We start from the raw sequence: 15,131 nt of genomic DNA, 5'->3' as shown, positions 1-15,131 counted from the left end.
ATGACATTAAGGCAGAAATAATAGCAGGAGGTTATTTATGAATTCAAAAGATATTTTCCGTGCACTACAAGCAGGCAAAATGAGTCCCGAAGATGCCGAAGAAGAGGTAAGAAAAATGATCGGGTTAACACCGCAGCAACCTTTGGTGCAATCACCAGAGCGGCACATAGCGCATGGCCATGGAGAAATAAAAAAGACACAATCTATGGTTGCTTCACCTGTAATGAAATCACCTATATGGCCGCAATTTCCTGAACTTATTCATCTCAATAAAGAAAATCAAGGTAAACCTGTATTTTGGATTCATGGCGGAAGCGGTACTGTATCAGGATATAGGATCATTGCTCGGAAGATTCAGCGACCTTTTTATGGTATTGAACCACGGGGCTGGATAGGTAATCGCTCTCCATTATATGGGATCCAAGCAATGGCTGCATATTATGTTCACATTATTTTAACAGTACAACCCGAAGGGCCTTATGATATTGGTGGATATTCTTTAGGTGGGCGTTTGGCGTATGAAGTTACACGTCAATTACAAGAATTAGGGCAAACTATTAGCACGATTGTCATGGTAGATTCAGTATCTTTGGATTCGCCATATAATGCTGAAGCTAAAAAAGACATGCAAAAAATTATATTTTTGCAAGCCCTTAACATGGTGTTAATGTCAAAAACGATGCAAGAACCGGAAAAGTTTATCCAAACACTCATTCATAGGGATGAAGTGAATTTAGATGTAGATGATGAGACGTTTTTCCAGCAGTTAATCATGATTGCCAAAGCACGTGGATTGCCTCAAACAGAAGCTGAGTTATATGCCCAGATACAGAAAAGTACAACGGTTCATCATGCTTATGGAGTAGAACATTTTTCTGTATTGCCACTAACTGAACCTCAGTCTGTAACTTGTTACTATTTTCGCAATAAGAGTGGGGTATTTTATGGCGAATTAGAACCATATTTTAGAATTTCTGATCATGAAATAGGATTTGATCATCAGAATTATTGGAAGAACTGGGAAAAGAACATTCCCGATTTTCACATGATGGATGTAGATTCCCCCAGCCATATAGCGTTGTTAGCTGAACCCAAGGCCTATAATGCAATTAGTGACTTTTGCGAAACGCTATATTCTGAAAAAGAAATCGTTCAGAATTTCAGATCATTTATAAAAAAGTAACATGGCAATTTAGAAGTTTCTGCAGTGAAGGTAAAGTAGCTAAGAGGATGTTAAAGAAAATTGAGAGGCAGGATGTGAGAGACCGTAATGTTGCTGAGGGCAAGTTTGGAGAAGTAATCATAAATATGACCCTTGGATCGAATCTTTGCGCGTCTCAAGGCTGAGTCGAGTTATAATAGTTAATACATCTGAGGAGAAAATATATTGAAAGTATCTGCCATTTCAGATATTCATGTTGATTTTGCAGAAATAATAGTATTTATATTGGTGAGATGGGTTTAATTAGACCAGATAATGTATTTAAAGCAACCTTATGTTGCTGTTTTTTTTCTAGTAAAACAGATTATGAAGGAGTAATTCAGTACTTGCATATTAATGAGCATATCTACTATAGTACATTAAAATTTGAAAAGCGAATCAGAACTTATCCTTGCAAATCTGGCGTATACCCTCTAGGTAGGTCGCGAAGCCATGGAAGAACGCTTGGCTGTGATCGCGGGGGCAATCAAAGAGCTTAATGACAAACTCAAGAGTTTTGTAGAAGGTAATAATGGAATAGTCCAGATGTATCGGGGGCAGGTGAAATGCAATTACATGTGTTATCTGGAGACCATTTCTTTTTGAATAAAGAGCAGAACCAAGATGAGTTGCTTGCACTGATTAAAGAAGATATAAACAAATATATATCCTAATGATGCTTTGCAGCCAGACTTTATAACAGTAATCAACAAGAGAGTCGTCTGTCTTCTAAATTTGAATTGAGCCTTTTGTGTTAGACTTTTTCTAAAATGTCCAATACAAAGGGCTCAGTCAGATTAGTGGATTGCTTAAGAACCCGCTTACCATCTGCGAGAAATATACTCAATATTTAAAGCATCTATTTTCACAAAAAAAGAATGTATTTTTTGCAATACAAAATTTCTTTGACTATTATCTTGTCGTATTTTTAAATTCATTATATTGCGTTGGGGAATTTGTAGCTCACTTACTTGAAAATTTTGAACTGACTTCTTCACAATTAAACCTCCACAGAATTACTTTATTCGCCATTTTATAGTATCAAACTTCCATTTAATATTTCTTTGAAATTACAAGCTTAATTAATCAAATCTGGAACGATAAAGCAGTCAGATTGTATGAAAATGTGAAACAAGGTTGATGGCATACGTTAATCCTCCAATTATTCTAAATTGATTTTAATTATACTTGAGAAATGTGACAAAAATATTACGGTTTATTATACGGCTTTCTTTTACAGAGATGCGGATTATATCATGGGAGTATCCATCAAGCTGGGAAACTGGGAAATAAGCGAATTCATATAGAGTGGGTGACACTGGTAGTTTTTCAATAAAGGAAGCTATTGGATATAGATATTATATATGGCAATAGCAGTCACTAGTTTATGGATAAGACAATGGCACAGTGGTTATCTTTTATATCTGTCACTTTGGCATCTTAAAAGCAAAGATATATGAAAAATTGCTGCAAAGTAGTTAACTTTGCAGCAATTTGTATTTCGATATCAAACCAATGGTAACCCAAGAGCTAGTTAGTTTGCCGGATATTTATTCCTTTGAAAGCATGGATGAATGCTTCTAGGGGAGTTAGGTTGTATGTCCCGGTTGAAAAAATGGCAGTGTCAACGACCATGTCGGTGGCGACATCATACACAGCCTGGGTTACTGTTATGTAATAGGTACTTCTTTCTTGTTTTACACGAAAGGCGCTTACCTCAGAGATAATGGCCCATCGACAGCCGGAAGCGACAGCGGCTTCCCGCCATGCATTAGGGGCTGTCTGTGTATTGGCTATAACATAGTCTGGCAGTATTTTTCGGTACTCATCCTTTAATGCTTCATGCATATACCAAAAGTCTGCTGTTAAACCATCAGGAAGGTTATTTTGGAGTGGGGCAATGTAGACGCGTCCGAGGTTTATCTGTTTTGTAGCAGGCTCGGCGGGCAGTTCCATTCCGGCCTTTACGGCCTGGCTGCGCTTATCATAATAGTTTTTTATTGCAGAATCGACATAGCTGACCAATTTATGGGGATCACTCACGGTGCCAGGCGAAGTCCATTTAATTTCTCGACCAAATTGCTGATAGCCGCCAACTAAGGTTTGCAGAACGCCAGTTATCGGATCGCCTGCATTGACGACTCGTGTCAGGTGGAGAATCGGTTCGAATTTAGCAGCAAATGCGGCATTTCCCACGGCCGGTGCGCCGAAAGTAATTACTTCAACTTGTTCCGGATTTATTCCCATAGTGAGGAGCCTTGCTCCAAGCAATGTTGCCGCCGCACCACCTAAGCTATGGCCGGTAAGATACACTTTAGCATTTTTATCAGCCATAAGCAGATCAGGAAGTGAGAGACGGGAATGCTGGGGATTACGCAAGACGGCAGACGGCATCGTTTGTACAAATTTATTAAATCCTTTATGAACCTTAGGTTCTGTGTTGGGAATATCTTTTTTATTGGCATTGACTGTGAATTCTTTGGTATTGCTACCTGCAAAATAAATTTTGTCAACCTTTAGGTCAGTTTTTATATCCTTGTTTTTTTCTGTTCCAACAATAGCAATAAGATACTCTGGAGCACCACCTGGATGGTCTTTTTTTGCAATGAGGAAGCGGGCACCGGTATGATCCTGTGCTTGGACGTAATGATCAATCTGCCAACCGTCTTGTGCTAAATAGCGCGTAGCCAACTCGCCAATCCGGTCGCTATAAGCCGCTGCACTGTTCCCGGCGGCAATATATAGTTTATAAGCTTCTTCATAGTCTTCTCTTGGGTCAGCGTGGACAAAAAAAGGATACCATAATAGCGTAAAACTGAACAAGAACAGTACTAGCTTCTTCATCATAAGCCTCCATGGGAGCAAATTCATTTCAGATTACCGCCACACGGATAACTCGTTTGAATGCGGCATCTACTATTTCGCTGCAGGTTAAAGACTGATGAGATTATTGCAGCGTATTGGTTTCGATATTATAGGTTACGGAGTCTGCTGACCAGGTGTTATCACCTTGGGTAATCTGTACTTGCCCGTTGAATATCCCTAGTTTAGTACGCCAGTTAAAGTCTGCTGTATCAGAAGTTATAGTTAAGTTAGGCTGTTTAAATGTCACGCCGCCGTCAAGCATAGCCTTCTTCTGACTGCCATATACGTAAACGCTGCCGGCTGTAAGATAAATATTATCTTGTGTAAGGGTTATGCCGTCTGAGCCCCAGACTTCCAGTGAACTCAGGCTGACTTTTGCCTGGCCCGCCGTTATGATGCGATTGGAAACTTCAATATATACATTTCCCTTTAACATATAGAGCCCGGTATTTACATCGTAGTAGGTGGTATCAGCATTGATGATAGGCTTGGCTGCGGAAGCTATTGTAGTGCTGACAAAAAGACACGAAAGCAAGATGAGGGATAATAAAATTTTATGGTTCATATTTGATTGACCTCCCGAGCTGCTAAGCTGCTGTTAGCAGGTTATTTTCTTGGTTCTTGTGATCATCCCGAAAAAGATTCTATTTGTTTTAGTATTGAACTTTACTAAATCAATGGAATGGCTGTATGATTCACTCCTGCAATGTTGCTCTCATGGGGACAAGTTGGATAAAAGGTTGTTCATAAGAGTGGACCTGCATCCATTGCCCATCACGTATAATCTCGACTTTTCCCAGTTTTCTGCCTTCCCAGGTCCAGGATTGAATGACTTCGCAAACCAGCTTGTTAATTTCTTCCCGTGATAAGGAAGGATCTGATTCAACGGGTATGCCATGAATGATTGTATTACACATCTGCGATACCTCCTTAGTTATAGGTTAATGATGCTCGTCGATGAAAGCACACAGCAAAAGCTGCTTAACGAATGTGTTCGTGGTGTTGAAATTAGTCTAATTAAAACTACCCATCCAGTTATTGACTGAATGGAGTTTTTTATATTCATTGTTCTGAATCGTTGATAACGATACGTATCGTGCCTTCTTGCATCCCTAATGCTTTTGCCATGAGCTCTTCTGCAAGCTTGAACTGGCAGGTCAGTAGGTCGTCAGGTGATTTTTCGTAGATTGCATCAATCAGGCAATCAATGATAGCCTGAATTAAATTCATTGCTGCTTTGGGATTAGAAACATGAAAATAGTTTTGCTGTTTCCCTTCCTCGATAATTTTCAGCAAAAAAGGTGCCACTAACTGCTTAGCCTGGCGTGATAATTTGTCTAAGAGATGTAAAGTCCGGTCATCATATAAAAAATAAAACAATAACCCTTCTTTATATTGAATGGTACGGAATATAGCCTGTAGCAGGGATTCGATTTTTCGGGGCGGGGCAATGTTTTCGGAATAAATGATCGGCGCAAATGCTGATGTAAATTTGAACATGTGGCGATTGATCAGTGCTTCTAATATTTCATCCTTCGATTTAAAGTAATAATAGAGTGTTCCTTGAGCAACTCCCATTTTTTTTACGATGTCGCTGATTGCTGTTTCATGATAGCCATTGGCATAAAACAGCGGTTCGGCAGCATCCAGGATCTCGGCTATTCGTATTTGGGGATCTTGTGGAGGACGTGCCATGGTCATCACCTCATTAATTGATTTCAGTCAAATTATAAACTTCGCTGGAATTTGATGTCAAGGTTTATTTTTATTTAAAATAAAGAGTTTGAATTACAGGGACTGTCTCAAAATGCAAAAGCATGTAAGACAGTCCCTTTTGTGAAATCTCCTATTACCTAACAAATGTGAAATGATTGATTTTATCCAGGACAGAGGGGATTTGATAAAATGTGTGGAATACAGGGAATGTGAATTATCTGTTTTTTTAGATAATTCCTAATGTGTTTACAGTACTGTGTAGACGATGGGGAACAAGGGGGGGGGATCTATTGTCAAAGGATGATACATCTTATGGTCTAGAACATAAGATGCATAGAAAAGAGAAAGTCTATTTTAAATTAAGAACGCTCACTCAGAAGATTGATATTAGCAAGTATAAAGTACTAGAAAAAATCGGTTTTGAAACAACCCTTTTATCAGAGAAGCTAAACATTTCCAGGAATAATGTTAGCACGGAGCTAAATAGCCTTGTGGCTGAGGGAAGGGTTATTAAAATCTTAGGTAAACCTGTGCGTTATCTGGATCGAATTTGGCTGGAAGCAAATGCAAAGATCATGATAAAAGATCCAATTATTAAAAATGATACTGATTTTAGAAAGTTAATAATAGGAACATCGCTGCTTTGTAATGCAAAAGAAGAGGCATTTTCTTGTAATAAAAATGAGATACATCATTTAATAGAGAATCATGTAAAACCGAAAGATGATATCTTTGCAAATATAGTGGGTTCTAAAGATGATTTAAAGAATCAGGTAAAGCAGGCGCGGGCAGCGATTCTGTATCCGCCGAAAGGATTACATACGTTATTAATCGGTCCTACTGGAATCGGAAAGACAACTTTTGCGGAAATCATGTATCGTTATGCAATCGAGATAGGGCGATTTTCCTTCAATGCTCCCTATGTCATATTTAATTGTGCTGATTATGCGGAAAATCTGCAGCTGTTAGTTTCACATCTTTTTGGTAATGTAAAAGGTGCATTTACGGGCGCAGATATTGAGAAAAAAGGATTAGTGGATCAAGCAAATGGAGGAATTCTGTTTTTAGATGAAGTTCATCGTTTGCCGCCAGAGGGACAAGAAATGCTGTTTTCATTGATGGATAGAGGCAGTTATCGTCGCTTGGGGGAATCGGAAAATACCCGTAAGGCTGACATACTGATCATTGCCGCTACGACTGAAGATCCTAAGAAAGTGATCCTTGGTACGCTGCTAAGAAGAATTCCGGTAATTATTATGCTTCCTAGTTTAGCAGAGCGTTCATTGAAAGGACGAATGACCCTTATCTGTCAGTTTTTTAGAGAAGAGTCTGTCAAAATTAAAATACCTGTAACGGTATCAAAAGAGGTCCTAAAAGTATTGCTGATTTACAAATGCCCAGGTAATATAGGACAATTAAAAAATGATATCCAACTTATGTGTGCCAATGCATTTGTAGAATATGTCACTGAGCAGCAAAGTGATGTGCATATAAAACTATCTCAGCTCTCACAGCGCTTAAAAGAAGGAGTTTTCACCATTGATAATAAGAGGCAGGAAATAGCAAAAGTTTTTAATTTAAACGATTTCGAATCTATCACATTTAATGGTGCAAAGGAAGACTTACATGCAAGTCTAAAAAACGTGCTCTTGTATGACGATTATAAAACCGAAGAGGACTTTTATGATGTAATCCTTAGAAGTGCGCAGAAATTTCTAGAAAAGGGTCTTTCTGTAAATGAAATTAGAGAACGTATGAATCAGCAGATCCAAAATCGCTTTCACGATTCTTTTTCTGCAAGCCAAGATCATAATCTATTGTTAGAAAAAGAAGTTCTGGCAAAAATCGTTACTCCCGAGATTGTCAATATCATTGAGGAATCTTTGGCAGAATCAAAAGAGGCTATGGGATTGTCATTTGATAGTAAAGTAATATACAGTCTAGCCTTACATATGGAAACTCTTGTAGAAAGGCTGCGCTTAGGGCAGATCTCCATACATCCAAATATCAAAAAAATATATGAAGAGCATCAGCAGGAATTTGCTATTGCTGAAAGAATCAAAAATAAACTGGAAGAGAAATTGCCAATCCATATCCCTGATGATGAAGTTGCCTTTACCGCCATGCTGCTATACTCCCTGCATATAAAAAAGAGTGAGGAAAATATTGAGGTATTAGTTATCACTCATGGGTATGCTACAGCTACCAATATGGTTCAAGTAGCCCAAACCCTTCTAGGTTATGAATGTATTCATGCGATAGACATGCCTTTGGAAGAAAAGGTAGAAGTAATTTTGAACAAGGCAACTGAAAGGGTGAAAAAAATCAATAAGGGACGAGGCGTGCTGCTCTTAGTCGATATGGGTTCTCTTACCACCTTTTCCGAAATCATTTCAGAAAGAACAGGCATACCTACAAGAGTCGTTAAAATGGTGAGTACCCCTATGGTGATCGAAGCAGCGAGAAAAGCTATGTTACCGAATATCAGTCTTGATATGTTGGTGGAAAGTGTAAAGGCAATGAGTCCGTTAATTGGCGGCAGAATAAAAGTGGATAACTCACCAGTAGAATTTGGTTACTCACCCATTATTTATCAAGAGCGTGCTATTGCTATGCTAGAAGAAATTCTCACGTTCTTAAACGTAGGGAAAGCATCAAGATTACTCAATGAAGTATTAGAAAAGGTTGCAGATACCTGTAATGGAGTTATTGATGAAAGCATCAGGATCAAATTCTTATTTCATTGTTCTTGCATGATTGAAAGAATCATAAGAAATGAACCCTTACCTTATACAAATTTCTTGCATATTAAGGAGTCCAAGGAATCTCTTTTCAAGACGATTAAAGATACGTTCATTATCGTGGAAGAGGCATTTGGCATTGAGATTCCCAATACTGAATTAGCCTATGTCGTTGAAATGATGGATGGGCATTTCAATATCCTATCGAACTGAAAGAATAGCGCAAAGAAGCTTAAGAGAAATGTAAACTCTTGAGCTTCTTTTCATTCTTAAGGAGTATTCATTTACCTGTCATTTTGCGAGCATTAGTGAGAAACGGTCATGAAATAAATCACAGGAGTGTCAGAAAAGATATCCGATGCCCTTTTTTAAGGAACTTTTCTTGATAATGACAAAAAACGCTTTGTAGATAAAAAATATAAGCTTTTATGAACCACAAAGGCACAATGCCACTGATAAAACCCTTTGTGTCCTTTGCGTCTTTGTGGTTCGATTTGTTCTATATGTTTTAAAGGGTGCGAAGTGTTTTTCTTATAATGATGTGTCTTGGATTTTGAGACACATTCTATGAAATATGACTAAGACACATTTTAAGACACATTCTTAAAAAGGGAATGCGCCCAAAGGTTAAATTTTAATTTATGTAGCAACTCTGCCTTTATATCCTAGACTATAGGTTGTTTGTCATCTGACTGGCAGGTAATGAGACACATAGTTGGCATAGGAGTTGCAATAATACTTAGTACAAAGAAAGGAGGATTTTAATGATTGGAATTTTAGTAGTAACCCATGAAAATTTTGGTGAAGCAGCTTTACAAACTGCTCAACTAATTTTGGGGAAGCAGGAAAAGGCATTGGCGCTGGGATGTTATCGCGGAGATAGTATTGAAGCGTTTTGCGAGAAGGTCAATGCAGCCATCCAAGCATTAGATACAGGAATGGGGGTGCTGGTATTTGCCGATTTATTTGGCGCGAGTCCCTATAACAATACTGCCAAAGCGAGCAGCACCATTACCAGTAACTTTAGGTGTATTGCTGGTTTCAGTTTACCAATGATCATTGAGGCTTTTAGTATGAGAGAGTCCTATGGATTAGATGAGTTAACGAATGTATGTATCCAGACAGGTATCACGGGAATCAGAGAACTTTTTAAAGAAATTGAACGTTTTGATGAAACTAATAAGTAAGAAGAGGTGGATGTTATGTTACATATTGTTCTGACTCGAATTGATGACCGATTAATACATGGTCAGGTGATTACAGCCTGGACAAAAATCACCAAAGCAGATCGAATTATTGTCGTGGATGATGAGGTAGCCGAAGATTCTTTTATGGTAAAAGTGTTAAAGATGGCGGCACCATCTTCTATAAAAGTAGATATTTTTAATACTCAGGATGCCGCTGTAACACTAGCAGGAGAAGATACTGGCGAAAGAGTTATTATTTTAGTTAAGACGCCCAAAACCGTACTTGGTCTTATAAAGGCTGGAGTTAACATTGCCGACTTAAATCTAGGCGGTATGGGAGCAACACAGGGCAGAAAGCAGCTCTACAGAAATATTTCGATATCGGCAGAAGAAAAAGCGATATTTAAAGAACTATTGACTCTTGGCGTGGATGTTTTTGTACAAATTGTTCCTGATGCAAATAAAATGCCAATGGCAACTATGATTTAATCTTCAAAGTATATGATGCTTATCTTATACTCATCCTTTGACTGTTTACGTCTATAGGATCATTTTGGCGAGAGTAACACAAAATAAAGGAGGAAAAAAGTATGCACATCTCTTTTTTACAGGCTGCGTTAATCGGTGTCTTTTATTATCTTTCATGGAGTCCCTGGTTTACCTATGTTGGTTTCTTTACCTTTAATCGACCGCTGGTAGCTGGATTTATTACCGGTATCATTTTAGGGCAGCCCTTGGAAGGAGCATTAATTGGTGCGGGCATCAATGTTATTTATTTGGGTTTTATTTCAGCCGGTGGTGCCCAAATGGGTGACCCTTCCTTTGCAGGATACGTTGGAACGGCTCTTGCTTTAGTTTCTAACCTGGATGTAGCCACTGCCATGGCGATATCAGTACCCTTAGGAACCATTGCAACGGTGCTCTGGATTGCTAAAATGACGGTGAATTCCTTTTTTGTTCATTGGGCGGATAAAGAGGTTGAAAAAGGCAATTTAAGGCGGTTAGCCTTTATCAATGTATTTCCTCCTCAGATTTTGCTATTCTTAGTTAGTTTTATTCCTGCCACCTTGGTAGTATTCTATGGACCGGATGCTGTATCAGGAATGCTGCGAGTGATGAGCCCTAGCGTACTGCATGTGTTTACGGTAATTGGTGCCATGCTGCCTGCTCTGGGTATCGCAATGAATTTGAAATTAATTGGCAATTCCTTTACCATGCCATTTTTTGTCTTAGGTGTTATTTTATCCGTATATTTCAAACAGGACATATTGATTATTGCCATTATGGGTGTTGTGTTAGCCCTGACAGTAACTTCCATACGCTATTCCAGTAGAAAAGATGTCAACGTATAAATTTGAAGGAGGTAAGTTAGCATGCAAACTGCAAAGACATTAACGAAGAATGATGTGCTTAAATCTTGGTTTCGATGGTATATGTTTGCCCAATCCAACTATAATTATGAAAGAATGCAAGCTACTGCATTTGCCCATTCCATGCTGCCTGTTATTGAAAAACTATATCCTGATAAAGAAGATGCCAAGGCAGCAGTACAGCGGCATTTATCCTTTTTCAATACAGAGCCAATATGCGGCGCTGTGATTCATGGGATTACGATTGCCATGGAAGAGGAAAAAGCCAATGGCAAGCCTATTACTGATGGAGCTTTCAATGGGATTAAAACTGGTTTAATGGGACCTTTAGCAGGTATTGGGGATACATTAACGCAAGGAATTATTACTCCCATTATGCTTGCGATCTGTATTGGCATTACCAATAATCAAAATCTTGCAGGTCCCATCATTTTCTTAATTGCTCAATTCGCTATTATGACAACCATTCAACTTACCATGTGGATGAATGGCTATACCTATGGCAAGAAGGCAGTGGAGCAAATTTTAGAAGGCGGTATGATTAATAAAGTAATTGAAGGTGCATCGATTTTAGGAACTCTTGTCATGGGAGGGCTGGTAGGTCGGTTTATTCCCCTGCAAACCTTAATTAGTTTCGATGTAGGTCAAGTGAAATTTAACTTACAGACCGATTTACTTGATAAACTCATGCCAGGATTGATCCCGCTGGCGTTAACCTTAATTGTTCTTTCGATGGTCAAAAAGGGCGTTTCTCCTATTAAGCTAATGGGTATCTTAATAGCCTTAGGTGCTGTTACAGGAATTTTAGGTATATTTTAAGAGCTATAATGTTTCTTATAGAATTTATCAACCACAAAGGTACAAATATAAATAGAACCCTTTGTGTACTTTGTGTCTTTGTGGTTCGATTCGTTTATATGTTTTAAAAGGAAATTTGGTGATAAGGGAGCAGCAAAGATGAATATAACACTAGATAGGATTGAGCGTTTAGAAATAGAAGATTTTTTAGGCAATGACATACATTGCGAATGCAAAGAAGCTCATCGCGTTGCGATTGATCGTATCCTAATCGAAAAGGATGGGATTGATAAACTGCCTGAATGTTTAAGACAATTTCAATATAAAAAAGCATTAGTCATTGCTGATCTTCACACTGATGAAGTCGCTGGCAAGCAGGTAGAAGCAGTCTTAAGGCAAGCAAACTTTGCATACAAAAAATTTGTATTTCAAGGAGAGGGAGAACTGGTTCCTGACGAAGCAACCGTAGGCGCATTATTGATTCAAGTGGAAAAGGATACAGATGTAATTGTTACCATTGGCACAGGTACACTCAATGATTTAGCTAAGTTTGTCAGTCACAAAATCAGCATTCCAACTATTATTGTAGCAACGGCCCCCTCCATGGATGGCTTTGCTTCCACTGGCGCCGCCTTAATTGTTGATAATCTTAAAACCTCCTTTGAATGCGTCTGCCCCAAAGCCATCATTGGAGATATTACTATATTAAAGCAAGCACCCATGAATATGATTATTGCAGGTTTTGGTGATATTGTTGGAAAATATTCAGCTTTAACCGATTGGAAATTGGGTAAAGTGATTAATGGTGAATATTATTGCGATGTAGTCGTAAAAATGGTTACAGAATCTATGACAAAATGTATCAATAACGTAGAAGGAATAAAAAGCAGGGACGAAGGTGCTATTAAAAACTTGATGGAAGCCCTGGTAATGACGGGGATTGCCATGAGCTTTGTCGGCAATTCAAGACCCGCATCCGGTTCAGAGCATCATTTAGCCCATTATTGGGAGATGATGTTTTTATTTGAACATAAGAAGGCTGTACTCCATGGCACAAAGGTAGGGATCGCTGCCGTAATTACGGCAAAGTTAAGTGAACTATTAGCCCAATCAACGATTGATTTTGACGACGCTATTAGCAAAGCCAATTCATTTGATCAGGATCAATGGAAAAAAAGTGTTGAAAGACTCTATCAAAAAGCTGCCCAGGAAATTATTCATATCAATGAAAAAGAGCAACGAAACTCTATAGCCAAGAAAATTGCAAGGATTCATACCATTCAAGAAAATATGAATGAAATTATCGATATTGCTAAAACTGTACCTTCGGCAAGAGAGATTACAGCCATCCTTAAACATGCTGGAGGAGCAAGTCGTCCCAGGGAAGTTGGCATTGATGAACAACATGTCATCAATGGTATCCTGATGGCGAAAGAAGTTCGGACAAGATATACCATCCTTAATTTCTTATCTGACCTTGGACTTTTAGAGGAATTTGCTCATGAGGTTTATGATTACTTAAAGAAGGAAGAAGTATAAATGAATGGAAAGGTAATGAAAGGCAAAGCACAAGATATTTTACATAAGGTAAAATGCTTTATTCTGGATTTAGACGGAACGGTATATTTAGGTGGTAAATTATTAGATGGTGCCATTGAATTCTTAGAAACACTAGAAAAAAATAAGATTGCTTTTAAATTTTTTACCAATAATTCTTCACAAAATGCAAAGTTCTATATCAATAAAATTCATCATATGGGCTATGATGTAAAAGAGAATGCGATGTTGATTTCAAATCATGTCATTATCCGTCATCTGCAAGAAGCAATGCCAGGGAAAAAAGTATTTCTATTGGGAAATGAATATTTAACAAGTGACTTTCAAAATTCCAATATACATTTAGTAGAAGAAGACCCGGATGTAGTAGTTGTAGGTTTTGATACAACCTTAGCTTATGAGAAGGTATCCAAGGCTTGTAAGTTTATTCGCGCAGGGGCGATTTTCTTAGGGGTTCATCCTGATTTTAATTGTCCAACGGAGGATGGCTTTATTCCCGATTGCGGGTCCATATGCGCCATGATTACAGCTTCTACTGGGATTTCACCAGAATACTTTGGTAAGCCGACAACTCATACCTTGCAGTATATTTTGAAAGATACAGGTTTCAAAGAAGAGGAAATTGCTGTGGTTGGCGATCGATTATATACGGATATTGCACTTGGCAAAGGAAATGACTTGGTGACGATTCTGGTTTTATCAGGTGAAACTAAGTTAGGAGATTTGCAGAAGTCTGAGATACATCCAACTTTAATATTTGATTCACTAAAAGAATTAAAAGCCTATTTTGCGTAATTCTGATCCATTGCGTAGTTTATTTTTTGCAATAAGAAAGCACCCTGAAGGGTGCTTTTCTCACAAACTTTAATATTTTTTATTCCTCTTTCGCAACATCAGCGTCATCAATACAACCATTGCTTGGACCAATAGCGATAATTTCATCTACATTGATTCTAACAATATCACCTTCTCGAAATAGTTCGGGATTTATGGTCTGTATTGTGGCGTTATCTCTTATTATTGCAGGTTCGCAAGATAGTGACAGTACAATAAATTCAGGCTCATCTTCCAATTTTGCTTTCACTTCTACCTTCGGCCATTCCTGCTTGCAATAACGATCTTCAACTCTTTTTATCTGTCCCTGAAATATAATACGGTCATCTGTTACTATAGTTACTGATCCGACACAGTCAACAAAGTCTTCTTTTCGAAATTTCATACATTTTTCTCCTTTACATATATTTGGCTTTCCCCTTATGTATATTACGCAATTCTAATATGTAACGTGTATAAATTCAGATGAATCTTCCTAATATAAATAATCAATATTGCAAATAATAGTGGTACTTAAAAGGAAATAGATAAGCCAAAGAGGAAGTTATGCTGTAGAAGGCAATAAAAATGTTTTAAGGAGAGAAGACAACAGCCTTACCCATTTCCCGGAGGCGCGAGACAGCCTTCATGGCGAGAGAGTGATATTTGGACTGATCGTTAAACTGATTTTAGAAGACAAATCTGATGCTGAAGTAGAAAAACTTGTAAATCAAATTGATGAATAGGACTCCCTATAAGTCTTGATCAGCTCGGAATTACAGACAATCTTCCAGAAAAAATTACAGAAATTGCAAGAGCTGTGGATTTGAAGCGAGTGGGTCTGGATAGGGAAAAGGAAGAGGAGTTAAGAAAAGATATAGAA

At 38.2% G+C, this 15,131-nt stretch carries 14 protein-coding genes and 1 pseudogene; 9 read left to right on the top strand and 6 right to left on the bottom strand.

Going from position 1 to position 15,131, the window contains the following annotated elements; all coding sequences use genetic code 11:
- The first annotated feature begins 37 nt into the window (after positions 1-37).
- The gene (locus JBW_RS21420; RefSeq protein WP_007960104.1) at positions 38-1,183 is read left to right on the top strand and encodes a thioesterase domain-containing protein; all 1,146 of its coding nucleotides are present in this window, start codon (positions 38-40) and stop codon (positions 1,181-1,183) included.
- A gap of 468 nt (positions 1,184-1,651) precedes the next feature.
- Positions 1,652-1,807 (top strand): annotated as a pseudogene (locus JBW_RS26265) (hypothetical protein); the annotation flags it as partial.
- A gap of 215 nt (positions 1,808-2,022) precedes the next feature.
- On the opposite strand, the gene JBW_RS25490 reads toward JBW_RS26265, so the two are convergent.
- The 5 genes from JBW_RS25490 to JBW_RS21400 form a co-directional block, all read right to left on the bottom strand.
- Positions 2,023-2,199, bottom strand: coding sequence for a hypothetical protein (locus JBW_RS25490; protein WP_007960106.1), 177 nt, complete (start codon positions 2,197-2,199; stop codon positions 2,023-2,025).
- A 532-nt stretch (positions 2,200-2,731) separates the two neighbouring features.
- A complete protein-coding gene (locus JBW_RS21415) occupies positions 2,732-4,048 on the bottom strand; it encodes a lipase family protein (RefSeq protein ID WP_235334091.1) in 1,317 nt (438 codons plus the stop codon).
- Between the two features lie 100 nt (positions 4,049-4,148).
- The gene (locus JBW_RS21410; RefSeq protein WP_007960108.1) at positions 4,149-4,631 is read right to left on the bottom strand and encodes an LptA/OstA family protein; all 483 of its coding nucleotides are present in this window, start codon (positions 4,629-4,631) and stop codon (positions 4,149-4,151) included.
- Positions 4,632-4,761: 130 nt separating this feature from the next.
- Positions 4,762-4,983, bottom strand: coding sequence for a hypothetical protein (locus tag JBW_RS21405; protein WP_007960109.1), 222 nt, complete (start codon positions 4,981-4,983; stop codon positions 4,762-4,764).
- A 145-nt stretch (positions 4,984-5,128) separates the two neighbouring features.
- Entirely contained in the window at positions 5,129-5,761 is a 633-nt protein-coding gene (locus tag JBW_RS21400; RefSeq protein ID WP_007960110.1) for a TetR/AcrR family transcriptional regulator, read from the bottom strand.
- 311 nt (positions 5,762-6,072) lie between these two features.
- On the opposite strand from JBW_RS21400, the gene JBW_RS21395 reads away from it, so the two are divergent.
- From JBW_RS21395 to JBW_RS24490, 7 genes are all read left to right on the top strand, one after another.
- On the top strand, positions 6,073-8,736 hold the full coding sequence (locus JBW_RS21395) for a sigma-54-dependent transcriptional regulator (RefSeq protein ID WP_007960112.1): 2,664 nt from the start codon (positions 6,073-6,075) through the stop codon (positions 8,734-8,736).
- A 551-nt stretch (positions 8,737-9,287) separates the two neighbouring features.
- On the top strand, positions 9,288-9,710 hold the full coding sequence (locus JBW_RS21390) for a PTS sugar transporter subunit IIA (RefSeq protein ID WP_007960114.1): 423 nt from the start codon (positions 9,288-9,290) through the stop codon (positions 9,708-9,710).
- Between the two features lie 15 nt (positions 9,711-9,725).
- Positions 9,726-10,199, top strand: coding sequence for a PTS system mannose/fructose/N-acetylgalactosamine-transporter subunit IIB (locus JBW_RS21385; RefSeq protein ID WP_007960115.1), 474 nt, complete (start codon positions 9,726-9,728; stop codon positions 10,197-10,199).
- 101 nt (positions 10,200-10,300) lie between these two features.
- Positions 10,301-11,062: a PTS mannose/fructose/sorbose/N-acetylgalactosamine transporter subunit IIC gene (locus JBW_RS21380; RefSeq protein WP_007960116.1), complete on the top strand. Its 762-nt coding sequence runs from the start codon at positions 10,301-10,303 to the stop codon at positions 11,060-11,062.
- 21 nt (positions 11,063-11,083) lie between these two features.
- A complete protein-coding gene (locus JBW_RS21375) occupies positions 11,084-11,899 on the top strand; it encodes a PTS system mannose/fructose/sorbose family transporter subunit IID (protein WP_007932914.1) in 816 nt (271 codons plus the stop codon).
- Positions 11,900-12,037: 138 nt separating this feature from the next.
- Entirely contained in the window at positions 12,038-13,417 is a 1,380-nt protein-coding gene (locus tag JBW_RS24495; protein WP_007960117.1) for a sn-glycerol-1-phosphate dehydrogenase, read from the top strand.
- Positions 13,418-14,230: an HAD-IIA family hydrolase gene (locus JBW_RS24490; protein WP_007960118.1), complete on the top strand. Its 813-nt coding sequence runs from the start codon at positions 13,418-13,420 to the stop codon at positions 14,228-14,230.
- Positions 14,231-14,309: 79 nt separating this feature from the next.
- Here JBW_RS24490 and JBW_RS21360 read toward each other — a convergent pair whose 3' ends face one another.
- Positions 14,310-14,654, bottom strand: a complete 345-nt coding sequence (locus JBW_RS21360) for a hypothetical protein (protein WP_007960119.1) — start codon at positions 14,652-14,654, stop codon at positions 14,310-14,312.
- Positions 14,655-15,131 lie beyond the last annotated feature (477 nt).

It is taken from the genome of Pelosinus fermentans JBW45 (assembly GCF_000271665.2).
GTDB lineage: Bacteria > Bacillota > Negativicutes > DSM-13327 > DSM-13327 > Pelosinus > Pelosinus baikalensis.
The sequence above is the reverse complement of the archived record's forward strand: the minus strand, read 5'-3'. Positions and strand labels throughout refer to the sequence as shown.

What these genes read in the sequence shown, in the direction of transcription:
- JBW_RS21420 (WP_007960104.1), top strand. Translation starts at nt 38, where the DNA reads ATGAATTCAAAAGATATTTTCCGTGCACTACAAGCAGGCAAAATGAGT.
- JBW_RS21415 (WP_235334091.1), bottom strand. Translation starts at nt 4,048, where the DNA reads ATGATGAAGAAGCTAGTACTGTTCTTGTTCAGTTTTACGCTATTATGG.
- JBW_RS21410 (WP_007960108.1), bottom strand. Translation starts at nt 4,631, where the DNA reads ATGAACCATAAAATTTTATTATCCCTCATCTTGCTTTCGTGTCTTTTT.
- JBW_RS21405 (WP_007960109.1), bottom strand. Translation starts at nt 4,983, where the DNA reads ATGTGTAATACAATCATTCATGGCATACCCGTTGAATCAGATCCTTCC.
- JBW_RS21400 (WP_007960110.1), bottom strand. Translation starts at nt 5,761, where the DNA reads ATGGCACGTCCTCCACAAGATCCCCAAATACGAATAGCCGAGATCCTG.
- JBW_RS21390 (WP_007960114.1), top strand. Translation starts at nt 9,288, where the DNA reads ATGATTGGAATTTTAGTAGTAACCCATGAAAATTTTGGTGAAGCAGCT.
- JBW_RS21385 (WP_007960115.1), top strand. Translation starts at nt 9,726, where the DNA reads ATGTTACATATTGTTCTGACTCGAATTGATGACCGATTAATACATGGT.
- JBW_RS21380 (WP_007960116.1), top strand. Translation starts at nt 10,301, where the DNA reads ATGCACATCTCTTTTTTACAGGCTGCGTTAATCGGTGTCTTTTATTAT.
- JBW_RS21375 (WP_007932914.1), top strand. Translation starts at nt 11,084, where the DNA reads ATGCAAACTGCAAAGACATTAACGAAGAATGATGTGCTTAAATCTTGG.
- JBW_RS24495 (WP_007960117.1), top strand. Translation starts at nt 12,038, where the DNA reads ATGAATATAACACTAGATAGGATTGAGCGTTTAGAAATAGAAGATTTT.
- JBW_RS24490 (WP_007960118.1), top strand. Translation starts at nt 13,418, where the DNA reads ATGAATGGAAAGGTAATGAAAGGCAAAGCACAAGATATTTTACATAAG.
- JBW_RS21360 (WP_007960119.1), bottom strand. Translation starts at nt 14,654, where the DNA reads ATGAAATTTCGAAAAGAAGACTTTGTTGACTGTGTCGGATCAGTAACT.